This window comes from Kocuria sp. UCD-OTCP (genome assembly GCF_000349605.1).
Taxonomy (GTDB): domain Bacteria; phylum Actinomycetota; class Actinomycetes; order Actinomycetales; family Micrococcaceae; genus Kocuria; species Kocuria rosea.
The window spans coordinates 1-21,762 of the sequence record NZ_AOSQ01000033.1 but is presented as its reverse complement, the minus strand read 5'-3'; the positions used below and the strand labels follow the sequence as shown (position 1 = coordinate 21,762).

20 protein-coding genes are annotated in these 21,762 nt (G+C 74.0%); 6 read left to right on the top strand and 14 right to left on the bottom strand.

Annotated features, from left to right (window positions below; translation table 11 throughout):
- Nucleotide 1 precedes the first annotated feature (1 nt).
- The 7 genes from recO to H488_RS30395 form a co-directional block, all read right to left on the bottom strand.
- The gene (recO, locus tag H488_RS30425; RefSeq protein WP_017833984.1) at nucleotides 2-754 is read right to left on the bottom strand and encodes a DNA repair protein RecO; all 753 of its coding nucleotides are present in this window, start codon (nucleotides 752-754) and stop codon (nucleotides 2-4) included.
- A gap of 126 nt (nucleotides 755-880) precedes the next feature.
- Nucleotides 881-2,626, bottom strand: coding sequence for a 2-isopropylmalate synthase (gene leuA, locus H488_RS30420; RefSeq protein WP_017833983.1), 1,746 nt, complete (start codon nucleotides 2,624-2,626; stop codon nucleotides 881-883).
- 178 nt (nucleotides 2,627-2,804) lie between these two features.
- The gene (locus H488_RS30415) at nucleotides 2,805-4,274 is read right to left on the bottom strand and encodes an LCP family protein (protein WP_017833982.1); all 1,470 of its coding nucleotides are present in this window, start codon (nucleotides 4,272-4,274) and stop codon (nucleotides 2,805-2,807) included.
- Nucleotides 4,275-4,427: 153 nt separating this feature from the next.
- Complete coding sequence (locus H488_RS30410; protein WP_031283266.1) at nucleotides 4,428-5,504, bottom strand: GTPase Era; 1,077 nt, start codon at nucleotides 5,502-5,504, stop codon at nucleotides 4,428-4,430.
- The gene (locus H488_RS30405) at nucleotides 5,497-6,825 is read right to left on the bottom strand and encodes a hemolysin family protein (RefSeq protein WP_109222694.1); all 1,329 of its coding nucleotides are present in this window, start codon (nucleotides 6,823-6,825) and stop codon (nucleotides 5,497-5,499) included. Before H488_RS30405 ends, H488_RS30410 begins: the two co-directional genes overlap by 8 nt.
- A gap of 9 nt (nucleotides 6,826-6,834) precedes the next feature.
- Nucleotides 6,835-7,341 (bottom strand): rRNA maturation RNase YbeY, encoded by a 507-nt coding sequence (gene ybeY, locus H488_RS30400; protein WP_017833979.1) that lies wholly within the window; start codon nucleotides 7,339-7,341, stop codon nucleotides 6,835-6,837.
- A complete protein-coding gene (locus H488_RS30395; protein WP_017833978.1) occupies nucleotides 7,341-8,426 on the bottom strand; it encodes a PhoH family protein in 1,086 nt (361 codons plus the stop codon). The genes ybeY and H488_RS30395 overlap by 1 nt, the downstream gene beginning before the upstream one ends.
- A gap of 289 nt (nucleotides 8,427-8,715) precedes the next feature.
- On the opposite strand from H488_RS30395, the gene H488_RS30390 reads away from it, so the two are divergent.
- Nucleotides 8,716-9,642, top strand: coding sequence for a GerMN domain-containing protein (locus H488_RS30390; protein WP_017833977.1), 927 nt, complete (start codon nucleotides 8,716-8,718; stop codon nucleotides 9,640-9,642).
- A 19-nt stretch (nucleotides 9,643-9,661) separates the two neighbouring features.
- On the opposite strand, the gene H488_RS30385 is transcribed toward H488_RS30390, so the two are convergent.
- From H488_RS30385 to hrcA, 3 genes are all read right to left on the bottom strand, one after another.
- Complete coding sequence (locus H488_RS30385) at nucleotides 9,662-10,438, bottom strand: 16S rRNA (uracil(1498)-N(3))-methyltransferase (RefSeq protein ID WP_017833976.1); 777 nt, start codon at nucleotides 10,436-10,438, stop codon at nucleotides 9,662-9,664.
- Nucleotides 10,435-11,586 (bottom strand): molecular chaperone DnaJ, encoded by a 1,152-nt coding sequence (dnaJ, locus tag H488_RS30380; protein ID WP_017833975.1) that lies wholly within the window; start codon nucleotides 11,584-11,586, stop codon nucleotides 10,435-10,437. The genes H488_RS30385 and dnaJ overlap by 4 nt, the downstream gene beginning before the upstream one ends.
- A gap of 72 nt (nucleotides 11,587-11,658) precedes the next feature.
- The gene (hrcA, locus tag H488_RS30375) at nucleotides 11,659-12,666 is read right to left on the bottom strand and encodes a heat-inducible transcriptional repressor HrcA (protein ID WP_017833974.1); all 1,008 of its coding nucleotides are present in this window, start codon (nucleotides 12,664-12,666) and stop codon (nucleotides 11,659-11,661) included.
- 174 nt (nucleotides 12,667-12,840) lie between these two features.
- On the opposite strand from hrcA, the gene H488_RS30370 reads away from it, so the two are divergent.
- Together H488_RS30370 and H488_RS30365 are read left to right on the top strand one after the other, a co-directional pair.
- Complete coding sequence (locus tag H488_RS30370) at nucleotides 12,841-13,704, top strand: DUF3097 domain-containing protein (protein ID WP_017833973.1); 864 nt, start codon at nucleotides 12,841-12,843, stop codon at nucleotides 13,702-13,704.
- 154 nt (nucleotides 13,705-13,858) lie between these two features.
- Nucleotides 13,859-14,323, top strand: a complete 465-nt coding sequence (locus tag H488_RS30365) for a DUF4870 domain-containing protein (protein ID WP_017833972.1) — start codon at nucleotides 13,859-13,861, stop codon at nucleotides 14,321-14,323.
- Between the two features lie 113 nt (nucleotides 14,324-14,436).
- Here H488_RS30365 and hemW read toward each other — a convergent pair whose 3' ends face one another.
- Together hemW and lepA are read right to left on the bottom strand one after the other, a co-directional pair.
- Nucleotides 14,437-15,681 (bottom strand): radical SAM family heme chaperone HemW, encoded by a 1,245-nt coding sequence (gene hemW / locus H488_RS30360; RefSeq protein ID WP_017833971.1) that lies wholly within the window; start codon nucleotides 15,679-15,681, stop codon nucleotides 14,437-14,439.
- Nucleotides 15,681-17,537, bottom strand: coding sequence for a translation elongation factor 4 (lepA, locus tag H488_RS30355; protein WP_017833970.1), 1,857 nt, complete (start codon nucleotides 17,535-17,537; stop codon nucleotides 15,681-15,683). The genes hemW and lepA overlap by 1 nt, the downstream gene beginning before the upstream one ends.
- Before the next feature lie 169 nt (nucleotides 17,538-17,706).
- On the opposite strand from lepA, the gene H488_RS30350 reads away from it, so the two are divergent.
- Both H488_RS30350 and rpsT read left to right on the top strand, forming a co-directional pair.
- Entirely contained in the window at nucleotides 17,707-18,282 is a 576-nt protein-coding gene (locus H488_RS30350; protein WP_017833969.1) for a type II toxin-antitoxin system PemK/MazF family toxin, read from the top strand.
- A 200-nt stretch (nucleotides 18,283-18,482) separates the two neighbouring features.
- The gene (rpsT, locus tag H488_RS30345) at nucleotides 18,483-18,743 is read left to right on the top strand and encodes a 30S ribosomal protein S20 (RefSeq protein ID WP_017833968.1); all 261 of its coding nucleotides are present in this window, start codon (nucleotides 18,483-18,485) and stop codon (nucleotides 18,741-18,743) included.
- 115 nt (nucleotides 18,744-18,858) lie between these two features.
- On the opposite strand, the gene holA is transcribed toward rpsT, so the two are convergent.
- Nucleotides 18,859-19,860 carry a DNA polymerase III subunit delta gene (holA, locus tag H488_RS30340; protein ID WP_017833967.1) on the bottom strand — a complete coding sequence of 334 codons (1,002 nt, stop codon included), beginning with the start codon at nucleotides 19,858-19,860 and terminating at the stop codon, nucleotides 18,859-18,861.
- Between the two features lie 122 nt (nucleotides 19,861-19,982).
- Between holA and H488_RS0118620 the strand changes: the two genes are divergently transcribed.
- Nucleotides 19,983-20,783, top strand: coding sequence for a potassium channel family protein (locus H488_RS0118620; protein WP_150110359.1), 801 nt, complete (start codon nucleotides 19,983-19,985; stop codon nucleotides 20,781-20,783).
- Here the strand turns inward: H488_RS0118620 and H488_RS30335 are convergent.
- Nucleotides 20,780-21,622 (bottom strand): ComEC/Rec2 family competence protein, encoded by an 843-nt coding sequence (locus H488_RS30335; RefSeq protein ID WP_017833965.1) that lies wholly within the window; start codon nucleotides 21,620-21,622, stop codon nucleotides 20,780-20,782. The genes H488_RS0118620 and H488_RS30335 overlap by 4 nt on opposite strands.
- Between the last annotated feature and the right edge of the window lie 140 nt (nucleotides 21,623-21,762).

Genomic DNA, 21,762 nt, shown 5'->3' with positions numbered 1-21,762 from the left:
GTCAGCTCCGTTCCACGAGGTTCAGGGACCGGACGGCCCTCTCCAGGTGCCACTGTACGTAGGTGGCCACGATCCCGGCGGCGGCCCGGGCCGTGCGGGGCTCCACGGCGTCGATCCGCTCCCACGCCCCGGTGAGCAGGGCGGAGAGGTGCTCGACGGTCGCGGGGTCGGGGGCGGCGGCCCCCGGCGGGCGGCAGGCCGGGCAGACGGCGCCGCCGAGCGGGGCCGAGAACGCCTCGTGCGGTCCGGGGGCGCCGCACCGGGCGCAGTCGGTGAAGCTCGGGGCCCACCCGGCCGTGGACACGGCGCGCAGCAAGTAGGAGTCCAGGACGGCCCCGGGTTCGTGCAGCCCGCGGGCCAGGGCGGACAGGGCGCCGACGAGCAGCCGGTACTGCTGGGCCGCGGACTCGTCGTCGTTCTCCGTGAACTTCTCCGCGGCCTCGGTCATGGCCGCGGCGGCGGTGTACTTGGCGTAGTCGGCGGCGATGACCGACCCGTAGCCGCGCTTGCCCAGCGCCTGGGAGACGATGTCGAGGTTGCGACCGGTGACCAGCTGCAGCTCGGCGACGTTGAACGGCTCGAGCCGGGAGCCGAAGCGGGAGGTCGTGCGCCGCACGCCCTTGGCCACGGCCCGGACCTGCCCGTGGTCCCGGGTCAGGAGCACGACGATCCGGTCGGCCTCGCCGAGCTTGTAGGTGCGCAGCACGACGGCGTCGTCCCGGTAGCTGCGTGATGCGAACGTCGTCCTGGCCACCGCATCATTGTCCCACGCGGGGCGGACGGCGCAGGCCGACGGCGCAGCGGGACGGGCCGGGCGGGACGACGACGGCGGGCCGCCCCACGTCCGGGGCGGCCCGCCGTCGCACGGTACGCCGGGCGCTCAGCCCTGGGCGTCCCGCACGGCCCGGTTGACCGCCGAGACGAGGGCCTTCAGGGACGCGCGGGTGGTGTTCGCGTCGATGCCGACGCCCCACAGGACGCGGTCCCCCACGGCGGCCTCGACGTAGCTGGCCGCCTGGGCGTCGCCGCCGGCCGAGAGGGCGTGCTCGCTGTAGTCGAGCACGCGCACGTCCACGCCCTCGGACGCGAGGATCGTCTGCAGCGCCTCGATGGGGCCGTTGCCCTGCGCCGTGCGGTGGTGCTGGACGCCGTCGACGTCCAGGCCGATCTCGAGGGTGCTCTCCCCGTCCTCCTCGGAGGTCGTGGTGATGTTGGTGATCCGGTACCGGCCCCAGCGCCCGGCGTCCCCGTCCTGGACGGTGGGCAGGTACTCGTCCGCGAACACCTTCCACAGCTCCGCGCCGGAGACCTCCCCGCCGGAGGTGTCGGTGTGCTCCTGCACCACGCGGGAGAACTCGATCTGCGCCCGCCGCGGCAGGTCCAGCCCGTGCTCGTTGGCGAGCAGGTAGGCGACCCCGCCCTTGCCGGACTGCGAGTTCACCCGGATGACGGCCTCGTAGGTGCGGCCCAGGTCCTTGGGGTCGATGGGCAGGTAGGGCACGGCCCACACCAGCTCGTCGACGCCCCGGCCCTGCTCCTGCGCGTCCCGGGCCATCCGGTCGAAGCCCTTCTTGATGGCGTCCTGGTGGGAGCCGGAGAACGCCGTGAACACGAGGTCCCCGCCGTAGGGGGCCCGCTCGGGGACGGGCAGCTGGTTGCAGTACTCGACGGTCCGGCGGATGTCGTCGATGTCGGAGAAGTCGATCTGCGGGTCCACGCCCTGGGTCAGCAGGTTCAGGCCCAGGGTCACCAGGTCCACGTTGCCGGTCCGCTCACCGTTGCCGAACAGGCAGCCCTCGATGCGGTCGGCGCCGGCCAGGTAGCCCAGCTCGGCCGCCGCCACGCCGGTGCCGCGGTCGTTGTGGGGGTGCAGGGAGACCACGGTGGCGTCCCGGTTGTAGAGGTTGCGGCACATCCACTCGATGGAGTCGGCGTAGACGTTGGGGGTGGCCATCTCCACGGTGGCGGGCAGGTTGAGGATCATCTCCCGGTCCCCGCCGATCTCGAAGGTCTCGGCCACGGCGTTGGCGATGCGCGCCGCGAACTCGAGCTCGGTGCCGGTGTAGGACTCCGGGGAGTACTCGTAGGTCACGGACGTGTTCTTCAGCTGCTCCTCGTACTTCAGGCACAGCCGCGCCCCCGTGAGGGCGATGTCCACGATCCCGTCCATGTCCTGGTCGAAGACCACGCGCCGCTGCAGGGTGGAGGTCGCGTTGTAGAGGTGCACGATCGCCTTGTCGGCGCCGTCGATGGCCTCGTAGGTGCGCTCGATGAGGTGCTCGCGGGACTGGGTCAGGACCTGGATCGTGACGTCGTCGGGGATCCGGTCCTCTTCGATGAGCCGGCGCACGAAGTCGAAGTCGGTCTGGGAGGCGGAGGGGAACCCGACCTCGATCTCCTTGTAGCCCATCCGCACGAGCAGCTCGAACATCTTGAGCTTGCGGTCGGAGTTCATGGGGTCGATCAGCGCCTGGTTGCCGTCCCGCAGGTCCACGGCGCACCACCGGGGCGCCTCGGTGATCACCCGGTCCGGCCAGGTGCGGTCGGAGAGGTCGAACGGGAACTGCTGCTGGTACGGCACGTACTTGTGGATCGGCATGCCGGAGGGCTGCTGGTAGTTGCGCATGGAAGGGGCCTGTTCTGCTCGAGACGTCTGCGGGTGGCCGGGCATCAGGAACTCCGCAACGGGAGGCCGGCCATCCAGTCTTCGGGTCAGGCCCCGTTGCGGCACGTAAGGAGGAGGAGCGTCCCGGTCCGCATGTGTTCAACCTATCACGGGGTGTCCGGCGCGCCGGGTCGCGTTCTCACCAGTCGCCGGCCGCCTGCTGGCAGGTGTACTGCTCCGCGGTCTGGCCGTTGAGGTCCCCGGGCAGCCCCGCTCCGAGCTCGAGCCGCTCCCCCTCGCGGAAGTCCTGGCCCACCGAGACGAACACCCCCACCACGTCGGTGGTCGGCACGATCTGCGAGGAGGGGACGCCGAGCAGCTCGGCGACCTCGACGGCCGCCTCGTACCACCCCGCGCCGAAGAAGATCTGCGTGCCCGGCAGCTCGGTGGCCTGCGGGCCGGACTCGACGGCCGTGTAGCCCTCGTCCTCGAGCACGTCCGCGATGTCCGCGTCCCGGCCGTCGACGCCGGAGACGTTGGCGACCGTGAGCGGGACCGTGGCCGGGTCGACCGTGGGGGCCGGGACGGCGGCGTCGGGCGACGGGGTCGCGGAGGAGGTCGGCTCGTCGGCCGGCTCCGCGGAGGGCGACGTGAGCGGCCGGTCCTCGCGCAGCGCCTCGAAGAGGTGCTCGGCCGGGTCCGCGTCGAGCTGGAGCCGGTTGGGGTCCAGCGCGTAGGGCTCGGTGGGCGCCGTCACGAAGACCATGCTGCCCAGGTCGATCCCCCGGACCGCCGTGCCGAGGCCGACCACCGTCGGGACGGAGCCGAGCCCCTCGTCGACGTGCAGGTTGCGGGTGGCGACGTCGGCGATCTCGTAGAGCTTCGGCAGGTCCGACAGCGTCCCCTCGTCCTTGATCTTGCGGGCCATGGACGCGAGGAACGACTGCTGGGAGCGGATCCGGCTCGTGTCCCCGCCGTCGCCGAAGGCGGCGCGGCTGCGCAGGAACGCCAGGGCCTGCTCGCCCTCCACGGAGGAGACGCCGGCGGGCAGCTCCAGCCCCGACTTCGGGTCGTCGACGGCGTCGTTGACGCACACCTCGACGCCGCCCACGGTCGAGGACAGCTCCTTGACGGCGTTGAAGTCGGCGAGCATGAAGTGGTCGATCCTGAGGCCGGTCATCTGGTTGACGGTGGCGACCGTGCACCCGGGGCCGCCGTTGGCGATCGCCGAGTTCAGCATCGCGTCCTCCTCCGCCGGGTGGACCTCGCCGGACTCGGGGTCCGTGCAGCGCGGGATGTCCGCGACCAGGTCGCGCGGCAGGGACACCACGGTCACGCCGCTGCGGTCCTCGCTCACGTGCACCAGCATCATGACGTCGGTCAGGCCGGCGCCGGCGCTGTCCTCGTCGTCGCCGTACCGGTCGTTGCCCTCGCCGTCACGGGTGTCGGTGCCCATCACGAGGATGTCCAGCGGGCCGGCCTCGGGGCCGGTCCCGTCGCCGAGGTCGAGCGGGGAGGTGTCCAGGTTGGACTGCAGCCGCCAGGTCGCGGCCACGCCGGCCCCGAGGACCGCGAGCAGGACGACGACCAGCCCGACGGCGGCCCAGCGCTTCCGGGACCATCGGCGGGCGCGGTGGCGTCCGTGGGCGGCGGGGGGCGTAGAGGACACGGTGACTCTCTCCTGGCAGGCCCCGGGCGCGGGGCCCGGGGTCGGGGGGACGGCGCCCGGCCGGGGCGCCGGGTGTCATGCTAGTCGCCCGCCCCGGGACTCGGGGCGGGCGACGCGGCGGGGTGGGGGCGCGATCCGGGGGCCCCGGGTGGCTCAGAAGCCCAGGCGGGACAGCTGCTTGGGGTCGCGCTGCCACTCCTTGGCGATCTTCACGTGCAGGTCGAGGTAGACCTTCGTGCCCAGCAGCGCCTCGATGGCGGTCCGGGACCGGGTGCCGATCTCGCGCAGCCGCGCGCCGCCCTTGCCGATGATGATGGCCTTCTGCGACGACCGCTCGACGTAGACGTTGACCCGCACGTCGAGCAGCGGCCGGTCCGCGGGGCGGCCCTCGCGGGGCACCATCTCCTCGACCACGACCGCGAGGGAGTGCGGCAGCTCGTCCCGCACCCCCTCGAGGGCGGCCTCCCGGACGAGCTCGGCGACCATCGTCATCTCGGGCTCGTCGGTCAGCTCGCCGTCGGGGTACAGGGCCGGGGACTCCGGCATCCTGCCGATGAGCAGCCCGGCGAGGGCGTCGACCTGGAAGCCGTCCACGGCGGAGACGGGGATGACGTCGGCCCAGCCCGGGTCGTCGGCGTCGGGACGGGGCGCGTGCGCGGCCGCGGAGCGGTGGCGGGGCTTGCGGGCGGCCCGTTCGGCGCGCTCGGCGCGGACCCGGTGCTCTGCCTCCATGACGGAGCGGCCCAGCTCGGTGACCGCCAGCAGCTGCTCGGCGAGCTCGACGCGGGAGACGGTGTCCGTCTTCGTGACGATCGCCACGACCGGCTTGTTGCCGGAGGCCGCGAGCTGCTGGGCGATGAACCGGTCCCCGGGGCCGATCTTCTCGTCGGCGGGCACGCAGAAGCCGATGACGTCGACCTCCGCGAGGGTGTCCGCCACGAGGTCGTTGAGCCGCTCGCCGAGCAGCGTCCGCGGCCGGTGCAGGCCCGGCGTGTCCACGAGCACGAGCTGGCCCTCCGGCCGGTGCACGATGCCGCGGATGGTGTGCCGCGTGGTCTGCGGCCGGCTCGAGGTGATCGCGACCTTCTGCCCGACCAGGGCGTTGGTGAGCGTGGACTTCCCGGCGTTGGGGCGGCCGACCAGCACGGCGAAGCCGGCGCGGAACGGGACCGGCTCCCCGGTGGTGGAATCGCCGACCCCGGGGGGCACGGCGGGTGTGGGCTCAGACATGGTGGTGGGTCTCCTCCTCGGACTCCTGGGCGGCGGGCTCCACGGCCGTGGAGCCCGGGGGGACCCAGTCGGGGTCCCGGCGGACCTCGAGCTGGCCCACCCGGTTGCGCCGGCCCTCCAGGGTGATGGCCTCGAGGACGATGCCCTCGACGGTGGCGCGGGAGCCCACGATGGGCACCCGGCCGGTGGACTTGGCGAGCAGGCCGCCGGCCGTGTCCACCTCGTCGTCCTCGAGGTCGAGGCCGAACAGGTCGCCCAGGTCCTCGACGCTGAGCCGGGCGGAGATCCGGTAGCGGCCGTCGCCGAGCTCGGCCACCTCGGGCTTCTCCCGGTCGTACTCGTCGACGATCTCGCCGAGCAGCTCCTCGATGAGGTCCTCGAGGGTCACCAGCCCGGCGGTGCCGCCGTACTCGTCGACGACGATCGCCACGTGGATCGACTCGAGCTGCATCTCGCGCAGCAGCTCGTTGACCTTCTTCGACTCGGGCACGTAGCGGACCTCGCGGGCGAGCTCGGAGAGCCCGGTGAGCCGCAGCCCGGTGCCCAGCCGGTGCACCCGCTCGGCGAGGTCCTTCTGGTACAGGATGCCGAGGACGTCGTCGGCGCTCTCGCCGATCACCGGGATGCGGGAGTAGCCGGAGCGGAAGAAGAGGTTCAGGGCGTTGTCCACGGTGTCGTCGTCGTCGACGGAGACCATGTCGGTGCGGGGCACCATGACGGCCCGGACGTTGGTGTCGTCGAGGTCGAAGACCGAGTGCAGCAGCTCCGCCTCGTTGTCCTCGATGAGGGCCTGGCCCGTGGACCGGTCCACGAACTCGAGCAGCTCCTCCTCGGTGAGGTAGCCGGGGGCGATGTTCCCGGCGTCCCGGGTGCCCGAGGAGCCCAGCCGCACGAGCATCCCGGGGACCGGCCCGAGCACGATGCGCAGCAGGCGCACCAGGCCGGCGGTGGCCCGGACGGTGCCGGCGGCGTGGCTGCGCCCGACCTGGCGCGGGGAGACCCCGGTGAGGACGAAGCCCACGGCGGCCATCACCACGGTGGCCAGGAGGCCGGCGAGCCAGACGTCGTCGAGGCCGTCGAACATCGCGAGGGCCACCGCCACGGCGGAGGCCGTCTCGAACCACACGCTCCAGAAGCGCAGGGCCTGCAGGTGCGCGGTGGGCGTGGCCAGGATCCTGGCGGCGGAGGAGTCGGGGGCGTCCCGGGCGATGGCCTCGGCGTCCGCGCGGGGCAGGTAGGTGAGGCCCGTCTCGGCGGCCGTGAGGACGAACGCCGTGCCCAGGAACACGATCGCCGCGACGACCAGGACGGCAGTGGTCATCATGGGGCGCTACTCCATGGTCTCGACCGGCGCGGGCCGGCCGAGGAAGTCGGTGAGCAGGTCCCGCTGGAGGGCGAACATGATCTGCCGCTCCTCGGGCTCGGCGTGGTCGTGCCCCAGCAGGTGCAGGATCCCGTGGGTGGTGAGCAGGCACAGCTCGTCCGCGACGGAGTGACCGCCGGCCTCGGCCTGCCGGCGGGCGACCGGGGGGCACAGCACGATGTCGCCCAGGGTGCCCTCCGCGGGCTCCTCCGGGGTCCCCGGGCGCATCTCGTCCATGGGGAAGGAGAGCACGTCCGTGGGGCCGGGCAGGTCCATCCACTCGACGTGCAGGCGGGCCATCTCGTCCTCGTCGACCACCGCGATGGACAGCTCCGCGTCGGGGTGGACGTGCAGGCGCTCCAGGACGTGGTCCGCGAGCCGGCCCAGCAGCTCGACGTCGACCGCCTCCCAGGCCGCGCGCTCCCCGGCGGGGACGTCCTGCGGGTCGACCTGCAGGTCGAACTCGACGGCCATCAGGCCTCCGCCCCGTCCGCGTCCGGGGCCGCCGGCGCGGCGTCGCGGGCGGCGCGGGCGTCGTCCTTGCGCCGGCGCCGTTCGTTGCGGTGCCGGTTGGTCGTGTCGAACGCGTCGTAGGCGCTGACGATCCGGCCCACCAGCTCGTGGCGCACCACGTCCTCCGCGGTCATCTCCGTGAACGCGACGTCCGGGACGCCGCTGAGCACGTGCTGGACCTGGCGCAGCCCCGAGGACGCGCTGCCCGGCAGGTCCACCTGGGTGACGTCCCCGGTGACGACCATCTTGGAGCCGAAGCCGAGCCGGGTGAGGAACATCTTCATCTGCTCGGGCGTGGTGTTCTGCGCCTCGTCGAGGATGATGAACGCGTCGTTGAGGGTGCGGCCGCGCATGTAGGCGAGGGGGGCGACCTCGATGGTGCCCGCCTCCAGGAGGCGGGGGATCGAGTCCGGGTCCATCATGTCGTGCAGCGCGTCGTAGAGCGGGCGCAGGTACGGGTCGATCTTCTCGCTGAGCGTCCCGGGCAGGAAGCCCAGCCGCTCCCCCGCCTCCACGGCGGGGCGCGTGAGGATGATCCGGGAGACCTCCTTGGCCTGCAGCGCCTGGACGGCCTTGGCCATGGCCAGGTAGGTCTTGCCGGTGCCGGCGGGACCGATGCCGAAGACCACGGTGTGCTCGTCGATGGCGTCCACGTAGGTCTTCTGGTGCAGCGTCTTGGGGCGGATCTTGCGGCCGCGGCCGGAGAGGATGTTCTGGGTCAGGGCGCCGCTGGGGCGGGCGGTGAGGTCCCTGCCGATCAGCTCGAGCAGCTGGGTGATGACCTGCGGGGTGACCGCGGTCTCGCGGCCGGCCAGGACCTTCAGCTCGTCGAAGAGGGTGGCGACGATCTGCACGGGCCCGCTGGGGCCCTCGATGCCGAGCTCGAGTCCGCGCGGGCTGGTCGTGAGGCCGGGGAACGCCGTCTCCACCTGGCGCAGGGTGTCGTCCCCGGAGCCGAGGCACCGGACCATCGTCTCGCGGTCGGGGAAGGTGATGACGGTGCGGGCCGTCAGGGGGTGCGTGGTGCCGGGCAGCGTCTCAGTCATGGGTCCGGCCGCGCGGGCCGTGCTCTCGCTCTCTCGTGGGTCGCCGTGGTAGGGACGGTGGACGGGACTCGTCCTCACCCCAGGGTACCGCGCGGCTCCGGCACCGGAGGTCGCCCGCCGCACATTGCGATTTGGTATCGGTCACGCCCGCCGGGGCTCCTCGGCTGGGGGCGTCCACGGGCCCTGTGCTGGAATGGTCCGGTCCTCCGGCAGGGGGACAGGTGCGGCCTCCCCCGGTGCCGGCACCGCCCCCCACCCGATCCCGGAAAGCCGAGGTGCGCGTCCCCCCATGGCCACTGCCCGTTCCCGGCCCCGGTCCGCCCGCGGCCGGCTCCCCGTGCTCGCCCTGTCCGCCGCGGGCGCCCTGGTCCTCGGCGCGTGCGGCACCGGCCCGGAGCCCGCCCTCGAGGGCACGGTCAGCGCGTCGGGCGCCGCGCCGGCCTCGTCCACCACGGCGAGCACCGCGGACGGCCGGGTGGCCACCACGAAGCTGCCCGTCTACTGGGTGGGCCGCGCGGACGGCGAGGAGCGGCTGTTCCGCGAGTTCCGGGACGCCTCCGAGGCGGCCGCGGCCGTGGACCCCATCGCGGCGGCGGCGGCGCTGATGACCGGGGCGACCCCGGAGGACCCGGACTACCGGACGCTGTGGTCCCCGGTGGACCGGGTGGGCGCCTCGACGTCCCCGGGCGGGACCATCACCGTGGACCTGCCGTCCGAGGCCTTCCGCCCGGACCTGGACGACCGCGAGGTCCGGCTGGCCCTCCAGCAGCTCGCGCACACCGTGACCGCCACGGCGGCCACGGCGGGTCTGCTGCCGGAGGGCTCCGCGGCCGAGGTCGTGGTGCTCGTGGACGGCCGGCCCGACGAGGAGGTCTTCGGGTCCGTGCGCCTCGACGGCCCCCTCCGCCCCGACGAGGCGCTGGAGGCCCCGCTCTGGCTCGACGAGCCCCGGCAGGACGAACGGTCCGAGGGGACCCTCACCCTCTCGGGACGGGCGCTGGACGAGGTGCGGGACTGCCGGTGGACCGTGGCCGGACCGGACGGGGAGCGCGTCTCGAGCGGCACGGCGGACGAGGTCCCCCGGGGCGACGGGACCGCCGGGTTCCGGGCCGAGCTCGAGCTGGAGCCGGGCCCCTACGTGGTGACGGTCGTCGGCCGGGACGCCGAGGGCGGGACCGTGCGCGACGACAAGGACGTGGAGGTCGTCCCCGGCTGAACCGGCCGCCCGGGACTCATCAGGTCCCGGACGCCCAGCGGCCGAGCGCGGCGCTGAGCACCGCCAGCGCGGCCGGTCCCGCCGTGGAGCTGCGCAGCACCTCCGGGCCGAGCCGGACCGCGAGGGCCCCCACCCCGGCCAGGACCTCGCGCTCCGCCGGCGCGACGCCCCCCTCGGGCCCCACCACCAGGACGATCCGCTCGGCCCCCGCCCACGGGGCGCCGGCGGCGCCGGCCAGGTCGGCGAGGGAGTCGTGCGCCTCCTCGTGCAGGACGAGGCCGCGGGTCCCCGGCTCCCCGAGCAGGCGGGCGAGCTCGCGGGTGGTGGACAGGGGCAGCACCTCGGGCCAGGCGGCCCGCCGCGACTGCTTGGCGGCCGCCGCGACGGTGTGCACCCACTTCTCGTGGCTCTTGGCGGCGCGCTCCTTCTTCCACCGCACGATCGAGCGGTCGGCCTGCCAGGGCACCACGGCGTCGACGCCCAGCTCGGTGGCCGTCTCCACGGCCAGCAGGTCCCGGTCGCCCTTCGCGAGGGCCTGGGCGAGGACCAGCCGGGGCGTGCGGGCGGGCTCGGTGGTCACCGAGACCACGCCGACCTCCATGCTGTCCCGGTCCCCCGCGCGCAGCTCCCCGGTGGCCCGGGTCCCCGCGCCGTCGACGAGCTCGAGCCGCTCACCGGGCGCGAGCCGGCGCACGGTGACGGCGTGCCGGGCCTCCGGGCCGGTGACAGTGAGCGCCGCCCCGGGGCCGAGACCGGCGAGCCGGCCCGGCTCGACCTTGAAGACCGGCAGGCTCACAGGTCGGAGAACCGGTCCTTGAGCCGGGAGAAGAAGCCGCCGGAGCCGGCCGGGGAGTTCAGGGTGGTGCCGGTGGACTGGTCCTCGCCGCGCAGCCGGGACAGCTGCTCGAGCAGCTCGCGCTGCTCGTCGTCGAGCGCCGTGGGGGTCTCGACCTCGAGGTGGACGAACAGCTCGCCCCGGCCGCCGCCGCGCAGCCGGGTGGCACCGAGCTCGTGCAGGGTGACGGTGTGGCCGGTCTGCGTGCCGGGGGCGACGGGCACCTCGCGCTCGCCGTCGAAGGTCTCGAGGGTCACGGTGGTGCCGAGGGCCGCGGAGGTCATGGGCACCCGGACGCGGGCGTGCAGGTCGTCGCCCTGGCGCTCGAACGTGGGGTCGGGATCGACCTTGAGCTCGACGTAGAGGTCGCCGTTCGGCCCGCCTGCGGTGCCGGCCTCGCCCTGACCCGAGAGGCGGATCCGGTTGCCGGTCGAGACGCCGGCGGGGATCTTGACGGTCAGCGGGCGGCGGTCGCGCACGCGGCCCTCGCCGTAGCACTCGTGGCACGGGTGCTTGATGACGGTGCCGAAGCCCTGGCAGGTGGCGCACGGCGCCGCCGTGACCACGGTCCCGAGGATCGACTGGACCTGGCGCTGCACCTGGCCGGATCCGTGGCAGACGTCGCAGGTCTCGGGCTGGGTGCCCGCCTGGCAGCAGGTGCCGTCGCAGGTGGGGCAGACCACGGCGGTGTCCACGGTGATCTTCTTCTCCGTGCCGAAGACCGCGTCCCGGAGGGTGACCCGGACGTTGATCAGGGCGTCCTGGCCCTGGCGGGTGCGGGACGCGGGTCCGCGCCGGCCGGAGCCGGCGCCGCCGGCGCCCTGGAAGAAGGTGTCGAAGATGTCGGCGAAGCCGAACCCCGTGCCGGGGAAGCCCCCGCCGAAGCCGGTGTCGGTGCCGTTCTCGTTGCCGGTCGCGTCGTAGACGCGCCGCTTCTCGGGGTCGGAGAGGACGTCGTTGGCGTGGGAGAGGCGCTTGAAGTCCTCGGCGGCCTCCGGGCCGGGGTTGACGTCGGGGTGCAGCCGGCGGGCCTTCTTGCGGTAGGCCTTCTTGATCTCTTCCTGGCTGGCGTCCCGGGACACGCCCAGGGTCTCGTAGTGATCGCTCACCGTGGTCCGTTCTGTCGAGAGGTCTGTGGTGGGTTTCGCTGGTGGGCCCCGGGGGACGGGGCCCGCGGGGGCTCAGCCCCCGAGGATACGGGAGAGGTAGCGGGCGACGGCGCGCACGGCGGCCATCGTGGACGGGTAGTCCATGCGCATGGGGCCCACGACCCCCACCTTGGACTGCGGCCCGTAGCCGGTGGCGACGACGGCGGCCTCGGACAGGGGGCCCTCGGCGTTCTCCGTGCCGATCCGCACGGCCACCCCGCGGGCGTCCTGCTCCATCTCGGAGAGCAGCCGGAGCATCACCACCTGCTCCTCGAGGGCCTCGAGGACCGGGCCGATGCTCAGGTGGAAGTCCCCGGTGGAGCGGGCGAGGTTGGCGGTGCCGGCCATGACCATGCGGTGCTCGGCCCCGCCCGCCGCGAGGGCGCCGACGGCCTCCGCCACGGCGGCGGCGGCCGGCTGCAGCGGCGGGGCCGTGCTCGCGGTCATCACGGCGAGGGCGTCCGGCACCGCGGTCAGGCAGCGCCCGACCACGGCGGCCAGCACCCGGGCGCGCAGCTCGAGCAGCTGGGACTCCTCGAGCGGCGCCCGCAGCACGGCGACGCGCTGCGCCACCCGGCCGTTGGTCGGGATGAGCACCACCAGCACCCGGCCGGCGCCGAGGTCCACGACCTCGACGTGGCGCACGGTGACCCCGGAGGCGTGCGGGTACTGCACGACCGCGACCTGCTGGGTGAGCTGCGCGAGCAGCCGCACGGTGCGCTCCATGACGTCGTCGATGTCCGCGGCGTCGTCCAGCAGCCGCTGGATGGCCCGCCGTTCCGGACCCGAGAGCGGCTTGACGGCCGCGATCTGGTCGACGAACGTGCGGTAGCCCTTGTCCGTGGGGATCCGGCCCGAACTCGTGTGGGGGGCCGTGATCAGGCCCTCCTCCTCGAGCGCGGCCATGTCGTTGCGCACGGTGGCCGAGGAGACGCCGAGCCGGTGCCGGTCCACGAGGGCCTTGGAGCCGACCGGCTCGCGGAAGTGCACGTAGTCCTCCACGATGGCCTGCAGGATCTGCAGTCGTCTCGGATGGTTCACGTCGCTCCTCCCCGGTTCGTCCACGCCCCCGAAGATGCCCTGGCACTCGGGTGGCCACAGTGCCAACGGCGTCCAGTGTAGCCCCCGTGTCCGACGGCCGGTCGCCCCCGCGGTTTGGTACGCTTCCGGCTGATCCGCGCCGGACGCGCGGCACCGCGACCCGGGAGGACGACCATGAGCCACCACGGCTGGGGGCCGCGCAGCCTCGACGACGACGCCCTCGCCCGCCGCCGGCCGGTCTCCGCGGAGGTCCCGGTCGCCCCGGGGATGCTCCTGGAGGACGTCACGACCGGCTGGGTCGGCGCGGTCGTGTCCCTGGAGACCATCGGCGGGATGCGCGTGCTGGGGCTCGAGGACCGGAGGGGGCGGGTCAAGGCGTTCCCCCTGGGACCGGGGTTCCTGCTCGAGGGCGAGCCCGTGGTCGTCGTCGAGCCCCGCCGGGCCCCCGCGGCGCGCAAGCCCTCCCGCACGCGCTCGGGCTCCGTGGCCGTCGAGGGGCTGCGCGCGAGCACCGCGAAGGCCTCCCGGGTGTGGGTCGAGGGCTACCACGACGCCGAGCTGGTGGCCAAGGTGTGGGGCCACGACCTGGCGGTCGAGGGCATCGTCGTGGAGCCCCTGCACGGCATCGATGACCTGCCCGCCGCCGTGCGGGAGTTCGGGCCGGGCCCCGGGCGGCGGCTCGGCATCCTCGTCGACCACCTCGTGGCCGGCTCCAAGGAGTCGAGGATCGCCGCGGAGACCATGCGCCTGCCCGGCGCCGCGGGCAACGTCCTGGTGCTGGGCCACCCCTACGTCGACATCTGGCAGGCGGTCAGGCCGCGCACCCTCGGCATCGACGCCTGGCCGGTGGTCCCGCGCGGCACGGACTGGAAGACCGGCACCGCCGCCGCCCTCGGGTGGCCGCACCGCACCCCCGGCGACCTCGGCCGGGCCTGGCAGCACATCCTGTCCCGCGTGGACAGCTACGCCGACCTCGAGCCGTCCCTGCTGGGCCGGGTCGAGGAGCTCATCGACTTCCTCACCGCCCCCGGCGCCTGACCCGCCGCCCCCGCGCACGGGCAACGCCCAGCAGATCGTCACAAAGGCACACGGGCGCGGGGCCGAGCCTCCGCCCTCCGGGCCGGTCGGTAGGATGGTCGTGTCCCACCCACCCTCCGCGGCCCTGCCGCGGTCCCACCGCCGAAGGACATCCGTGCCCGTGCAGACCGACCCCCGATCGAGCCGCGACAACGCCGGGGCCCCGTTCGAGGGCCTCTCCCCCGTGGCCCAGCCGCTGACCGTCACCGAGGACCACCAGTGGGCGACCCTGGCGCACTTCGGCGGCGTCATCGGCTTCCTCCCCTCGTTCCTCGTCCACCGCGTCTTCCGCGGGCGCGGCCCGTTCACGGAGCAGGAGTCGATGGAGGCCATGAACTTCACCCTGCTGCCGACCCTCGTGGTGGTCACCGGGATCCTGCTCGCCCCGGTGCCGTTCATCGGCTGGTTCTTCGCGCTCGCCGCCGCCGCCGCGTGGCTGCTGCTCGCCGTCGGCTCCCTGATCGGCGGGGTCCGGGTCAACCGCGGCGAACCGCACCTCTACCGCTTCAACACCCGGCTCTACGACCGGCTCGTCGAGCGCCTCCGCGAGCGGTCCCGGGGGCGCGCCGCGCGCGGCTGATCCCGGTCCGCGCCGGGGACGTCCCTGACGGACGCATCCGTTCCCGACGGGTGCGTCCGTTCCCGACGGGTGCGTCCGTTCCTCGTGCGGGCGCCCCGGCCGGGGTGCCCCCGTCAGGCGAGCAGCCGCCGCACCACGGCGTCGCCGAGGAGCCGGCCCCGCAGGGTCAGCACCAGCGAGCCGCGCAGCGCCGCCGCGGGCTCCACCAGCCCGTCGGCGATCAGCCCGGCCACCGCGGTCCGCCCGCCGCCGGCCAGGGCGGTCGTGGGCAGGCCGTCGCGGATCCTGGCCTCCAGCATCACCCGCTCGAGGTGGCGGGTGTCCGCGTCGAGGATCTCGCGCCCGGCCGCCGGCGACTGCCCGGCGCGCACCCGGTTCGTGTAGGGCACGGGGTGCTTGAGGTTCCACCAGCGCGTCCCGCCCACGTGCGAGTGCGCCCCGGGCCCGATCCCCCACCAGTCCTGGTTGCGCCAGTAGGCGAGGTTGTGCCGGCTGCGGTGGGCGCCGGCGTCCGCGCCCTCGGCGGGCCGGGCCCAGTTGCTCACCTCGTACCACTCGAAGCCGGCCTCGGCGAGGACCCGGTCCGCGAGCTCGTACTTGTCGGCCTGGTCGTCCTCGTCGATCGGCGGCACCTCCCCGCGCCGCATCCGCGCCGCGAGCTTCGTGCCGTGCTCGATGATCAGCGAGTACGCGGAGACGTGGTCGGGCTCGTAGCCCACCGCCGTGCGCACCGAGTGCTCCCAGTCGGCCAGGGACTCCCCCGGGGTGCCGTAGATGAGGTCCACGCTGACGCCCAGGCCGGCCTCGCGCGCCCACCGCACGGCCCGCGGCACGTTGTCGGGGTCGTGCGTGCGGTCCAGGACGGCGAGCACGTGCGGGACGGCCGACTGCATCCCGAAGGACACCCGGGTCACCCCCGCCGCCGTGAGCACCGCGAGGGACTCGGGCGTCACGGAGTCCGGGTTCGCCTCGGTGGTCACCTCCGCGCCCGCCGCGAGCCCGAAGCTCTCCGCGGCCTGCGCCAGGACCGCGGCGAGGTCCTCGGCGGGCAGCAGCGTGGGGGTGCCGCCGCCGAAGAACACGCTGTGCAGCGGGCGGGGAGCCACCCCGGAGTCCTCCAGCACCCGGCGCGCCCAGCGGACCTCCGCCGCGGCGTCCCCGGCGTAGGCGTCCTGGGACACCCCCGCCCCGAGCTCCACGGCCGTGTAGGTGTTGAAGTCGCAGTAGCCGCACCGGACCGCGCAGAACGGCACGTGCACGTAGAGGCTGAGCGTGCGGTCGGCGGAGCCCACCGCGGCGGAGGGCGGCAGCAGTCCGTCGAGCGGGCCCGGCAGGCCCTCCGGCTGGGCGGGGGCCACTACTTCTTCTTGTCCTTCGCCCCGGACTCGTCGGAGGACAGCGCCGCGACGAACGCCTCCTGGGGGACCTCCACCCGGCCGACCATCTTCATCCGCTTCTTGCCCTCCTTCTGCTTCTCGAGCAGCTTGCGCTTGCGCGAGATGTCGCCGCCGTAGCACTTGGAGAGCACGTCCTTGCGGATCGCCCGGATGTTCTCGCGGGCGATCACCCGGGAGCCGATGGCCGCCTGGATGGGCACCTCGAACTGCTGCCGCGGGATGAGCTCGCGCAGCTTGCCGGTCATCATCACCCCGTAGGCGTACGCCTTGTCCCGGTGGGTGATCGCGCTGAAGGCGTCCACCGGCTCGCCCTGCAGGAGGATGTCGACCTTCACGAGGTCCGCGGCCTCCTCGCCCTCGGCCTTCCAGTCCAGGGACGCGTAGCCCTTGGTGCGGGACTTGAGCTGGTCGAAGAAGTCGAAGACGATCTCGGCCAGGGGCAGCCGGTAGCGCAGCTCCACCCGATCCTCGGAGAGGTAGTCCATGCCCTTGAGCTGACCGCGCTTGGACTGGCACAGCTCCATGATCGCGCCGATGAACTCGGACGGGGCCAGCACCGTCGCGGCCACCATGGGCTCGCGGATCTCGGCGATCTTGCCTTCGGGGAACTCGGAGGGGTTCGTGACGGCGCGCTCGGAGCGGTCCTCGAGGGTGACGTTGTAGCTCACGGAGGGCGCCGTGGAGATCAGGTCCAGGTTGAACTCGCGCTCGAGGCGCTCCCGGACGATCTCGAGGTGGAGCAGGCCCAGGAACCCGCACCGGAAGCCGAAGCCCAGGGCCGCGGAGTTCTCGGGCTCGTAGACCAGGGCGGCGTCGTTGAGCTGGAGCTTGTCCAGGGCGTCGCGCAGGACCGGGTAGTCGGAGCCGTCGATGGGGAACAGCCCCGAGAAGACCATCGGCTTGGGGTCCTCGTAGCCGCCCAGGTTCTCGGCCGCCGGCCGCTGGTGGTTGGTCACGGTGTCCCCCACCCGGGACTGGCGCACGTCCTTGACCCCGGTGATGAGGTAGCCGACCTCGCCCACGCCGAGCCCCTCCGTGGGCTTCGGCTCGGGCGAGATGACCCCGATCTCCAGCAGCTCGTGCTGCGCGCCGGTGGACATCATCCGGATCCGCTCCCGCGGGGTCAGCTTGCCGTCGACCACGCGGATGTAGGTGACCACGCCGCGGTAGGTGTCGTAGACGGAGTCGAAGATCATGGCCCGCGAGGGCGCGTCCGCGTCCCCCTGCGGGGCGGGGACCAGCTCCACGATCCGGTCGAGCAGCGCCTCGACGCCCTCACCGGTCTTCCCGGAGACCCGCAGCACGTCCTCGGGGTCCACGCCGATGAGGTTGCCGAGCTCCTGGGCGTACTTCTCCGGCTGGGCCGCGGGCAGGTCGATCTTGTTCAGCACCGGGATGATCGTGAGGTCGTTCTCCATGGCCAGGTACAGGTTCGCCAGGGTCTGCGCCTCGATGCCCTGCGCGGCGTCCACCAGCAGCAGCGCGCCCTCGCAGGCGGCCAGGGAGCGGGAGACCTCGTAGGTGAAGTCCACGTGCCCCGGGGTGTCGATCATGTTCAGCGCGTAGTCCGTGCCCCCCACGTTCCAGGGCATCCGCACCGCCTGGGACTTGATGGTGATGCCGCGCTCGCGCTCGATGTCCATCCGGTCCAGGTACTGGGCCTTCATCTCCCGCGTGGTGACCACGCCGGTGGCCTGCAGCATCCGGTCCGCGAGCGTGGACTTCCCGTGGTCGATGTGGGCGATGATGCAGAAGTTTCGGAGGATCGACGGGTCGGTCGAGGCGGGAACCGGGGCATTGACGGCCAGCGGTGACACGGGCGGTCCTTTCTCCGGGAGAACGTCGCTTCCGGCAGGTCCTGGGGCTACCGGCGGGTGGACCGCGCCGGGGATTCAACTGTCCAGTTTCCCACGTTCGGTCATGGAGAGCCATTTCGGCCCGCGGGGGCCCCGGCCGCGCCGGAGGGCCCCTGGCTAGAGTGGTCGCATGAAGCTCAACCTCGGCACCCTGACCCGGCTCGCCGCCCGCGCCGTGGACGCCTACCAGCGCTCCGGGCGGCGCCGCCCGGAGCCCTCCCGGCCGGGCCGGCGCACCGCCGCGCCGTCCGCGCGGCCCCGGCCCACCGTGCCGTCCCGGGCCGGCGACGGCCGCCCCGCGGGGCTCTCGCGCCCCTACCGCGGGGACTGGACGGGTCCGGTGCGGCCCGTCTACCGGCCGTTGTCCGACGGCGAGGCCGATCCCGGCGAGATCGTGTGGACCTGGGTGCCCTTCGAGGAGGACCACCGCCGCGGCAAGGACCGGCCCGTGCTGGTCGTGGACCGGGCCGGGGACCACCTGCTGTGCCTGATGCTCACCTCCCGGGACCGCAGCAATGGGCTGGAGCAGGACCCGGACTACGTGGACGTCGGGACGGGGCCGTGGGACCCGCGGGGCCGGCCGTCCGAGGTCAAGCTCGACCGCGTGGTCCAGGTGCTGCCCGCCGACGTCCGGCGCGAGGGCGCGGTCCTGCCCGAGCCCCTCTTCGACCGGGTGGCCGGGCGGCTCCACCGCCTGCGCGGCTGAGCCGGCGGCTCAGGACCGCCCGTGTCGGCGCCGCCCGGCGGCGGGGCGCGGTCTGCTAGACTTTTCTGCTGTGTGTCCGCGCTGGTCGTCGGGCACTGCAGGACGGTCGCCACACGGGCGTCCCCACTCCCACTCAGTCACATGGCTGTCCTGTTTGCCCTCACTGACCGAATTCCGCACCCATCGCCAAGGAGTTATACGTGGCCAACATCAAGTCCCAGAAGAAGCGCAACCTCACCAACGAGAAGTCGCGCCTGCGCAACAACGCGTACAAGTCCGAGCTGAAGACGCTGGTCCGCCGCGTCGACGAGGCCGTCGGCGCCTCCGACAAGGAGACCGCCCAGGACGCCCTGCGCGTCGTCTCCCGCAAGCTCGACAAGGCCGTCAGCAAGGGCGTCCTGCACAAGAACAACGCGGCCAACAAGAAGTCCGGCCTGGCCAAGCTGGTCGCCAAGATCTGATCCCGGTTCCCCGCGAACCGCGCCCGCCGCTCCGGCGGGCCGCACGGAGGCCCCGTCCCGCTCAGGGACGGGGCCTCCGTCGTCCCCCGGGCCCGTCCGGCCCGGGGACCTCCGCTCAGCGGCGGCCGGACAGGGCGATGGTCGTGATCGCCCGCTCCACCGCGTAGGCGGGGTCCCGCCCCTCGCCCTTGACCTGGGCGTCGGCCTCGGCCAGCGCCCGCAGCGCCCGCACGAGGTCCTCCTCGGAGAAGCGCCGGGACTCCTCCTGCGCCCGCTCCACCATCCACGGGGCCGCCCCGATCCGCTGGGCGAGCTGACCCGCGCCGCCGCGGGTCCCGTGCACCTGGGCGATCGTGCGCAGCTTCGCGGCCAGCGCCCCGACCATCGGGACGGGGTCCACCCCGGTGTCGAGGGCCTGGCGCCACAGCTTGAGGGCGCTCTCGGCGCGTCCGGCCAGCGCGGCGTCCGCGACCTTGAACGCGGTGGCCTCCACGCGCCCGCCGTAGTACTTCTCCACGTCGTCGAAGCTGATGCTCTCGGGCCCGTCGGACAGCAGCTGGGCGCACGCGGCGGCCAGCTCGGCCGTGCTGCTGCCCACGGCGGCGGCGAGCGCGCGGGCGGCGTCGGGGTCGATGCGGCGCCGGTGGGTGCGGAACTCGGTGACGATGAAGTCGGTCTTGTCGCGGTCGTTCTTGAGGGGCTTGCACTCCACGACGGCGGCGCCGGCGGCCTTGAGGGCGTCGAGGAGCTTCTTGCCGCGGTTGCCGCCGCTGTGCTCCCAGAGCACGACGACGTCCGGGTCGGGGGCCTGGACGTAGGCGAGGCCGTCGGCGAGGCAGTCGTCGTTCATGGCGGCGAGGTTGCTGACGTGGATGAGCTTCGCGTCGTCGAACAGGGAGGGGCTGGCGAGCGCGGCGAGCTGTCCGGGGGCGTAGGCGGCGGCGTCGACGGTGGAGAGCTCGACGGGGCCGCGCCGGTCCTTGAGGGCGGTGCGGACGCGGTCGCGGGCGCGGGCGGCGAGGTAGTCCTCGGGGCCGGTGAGCAGGATGAGCGGGGTGGGCTCGACGTCGCGCCAGGTGGGTCCGGCGGTGGGTGCGGGGCGCCTCGGTGGGGTCATGGCCGCGTCCTCCTGTGGTGGCGGCCGGACGGGGCCGCCTGCTGGGTGGGGTGGTCTCCAGCTTCCCACGTCCGGGCGACATGTGGTGGCGTGGTCCCGGGTGGTGGGGTCATGATCGTGGCATGCGGAGGGGTCGCGGGGAACGGGTGGCCGGGCGGGTGCTGACGGGGGCCGCCGTCGTGTTCCTGGTGGCGTGGGCGTGGCCCATCCTGGATCCGGGGCTGGAGCCGCGGCTCGTGCTGGTGTGCCGGGTGGTGCTGGGCGGGGTGTGGGCGCTGTTCGTCGGGGACTACGTGGTGCGCCTGGTGCGGGCCGGGGACCGGCGGGAGTTCGTCTCCTGCCATCTGCTGGACCTGCTGGTGCTGGTCTTCCCGGTGCTCCGGCAGCTGGAGCTGGTGCGGCTGGTCGCCCTGGTGCTCGTCGTCAACCGGCGGGCCTCGGCGGACCTGCGGGGGCGGGTGGCCGTGCACCTGGCCGGCGGGGCGCTGCTGCTGGGCGTGGTCGGCTCGCTGGCCGTGCTGGACGCCGAGCGGGGCGCTCCCGGGGCGGGCATCACGAGCTTCGGGGACGCCGCCTGGTGGACGGTCACGACGATGAGCACGGTGGGCTACGGGGACCTGTACCCGGTCACCGTGCTGGGCCGGGGTGTGGCGGTGGTCCTGATGCTGGGCGGTGTGGGGGTGCTGGGTCTGGTCACGGCTCTGCTGGCCTCCTGGCTGGTGGAGGCGGTGGCCGCCCGCGGGGGCCGTGACCCGGCCGCGGAGGTCGCGGCGCTGCGGGCGCAGGTGGCGGAGCTGACCGAGCAGGTGCGCCGGCGGGAGGAGCGCGGGCCGGGTCCCCCGGACCGGGGGGCGGGGGGCGAGGACCCGCCGGAGCCCGGGACGGCGGTCCGGGGGCCGGCGGATCAGGGGCCGGCGGCCTAGGGCTCGGCGGGAACGGCACGGATTCGGCCGTCCTCGCGCAGGATATAGGCGCTGCCGTGCTCGTCCGTGCGGACGAGGGGGATCCCCCGGGTGCGCAGGTGGTCGAGGATCCGGGGGTGGGGGTGGCCGTAGTCGTTGTCCCGGCCGGCGGAGACGACGGCCAGCCGGGGACCGGCCGCGTCGATGACGGCGGTGCCGCCGTTGCGGGCGCCGTGGTGGGAGACCTTGAGCACGTCGACGTCGACGAGCGGCCCGGCGGTGCGCAGGAGGGCGCGTGCGCCCTCCTCCTCGAGGTCCCCGGTGAGCAGCCAGGAGGTGGACCCGCCGTCCTCGCCGGTGAGCTCGGCACGCAGCACGAGGGAGGCGTTGTTCTCGTCGGCGGAGGACGGGTCGCTCCAGCGCCCCGGCGCGGTCGGTGCCGGGGCGAGGACGGTCAGGCGCAGTCCGCCCAGCGTCCGGGTCTCCCCCGGGGCCGGCCGGCGGGCCGGGGCGCCGGGCAGCGCGTCGGTCAGCCCGTTCGGCGGTGCCGCGGCCGCCGTGGCGTACCAGACCTCGCCGATCCGCCCGTGCCGGGCGAGGGCGGGCAGGCCTCCGGTGTGGTCGGCGTGGTCGTGGCTGAGGACCACGAGGTCCAGGTGCTCCACCCCGCTGCGCCGCAGGCACCGTGCCAGGGCCTGCGGGTCGGGGCCGGTGTCCACGAGGACGGCACGGCCCGGTGCGGTGCGCAGGAGGACGGCGTCCCCCTGGCCCACGTCGCACAGCACGGCCTCCCAGGCCGGCGGCGGACGTCGGGCGTCCACGGCGGCGCGCAGGGCCAGCGCCGCGAGGACGAGCAGCACGGCCGCGGCGGCCGCGATCCGCCGCCGCCGGCGCCTTTTCGAACGGTTTTTTAGCTGTCCCGCTTGGCGGCGACGGTGCCGGCCACGTGCGTGCCGTGCCAGATGGAGTTGGTGGCCGCGGAGCCGGCGTAGCACTGGCC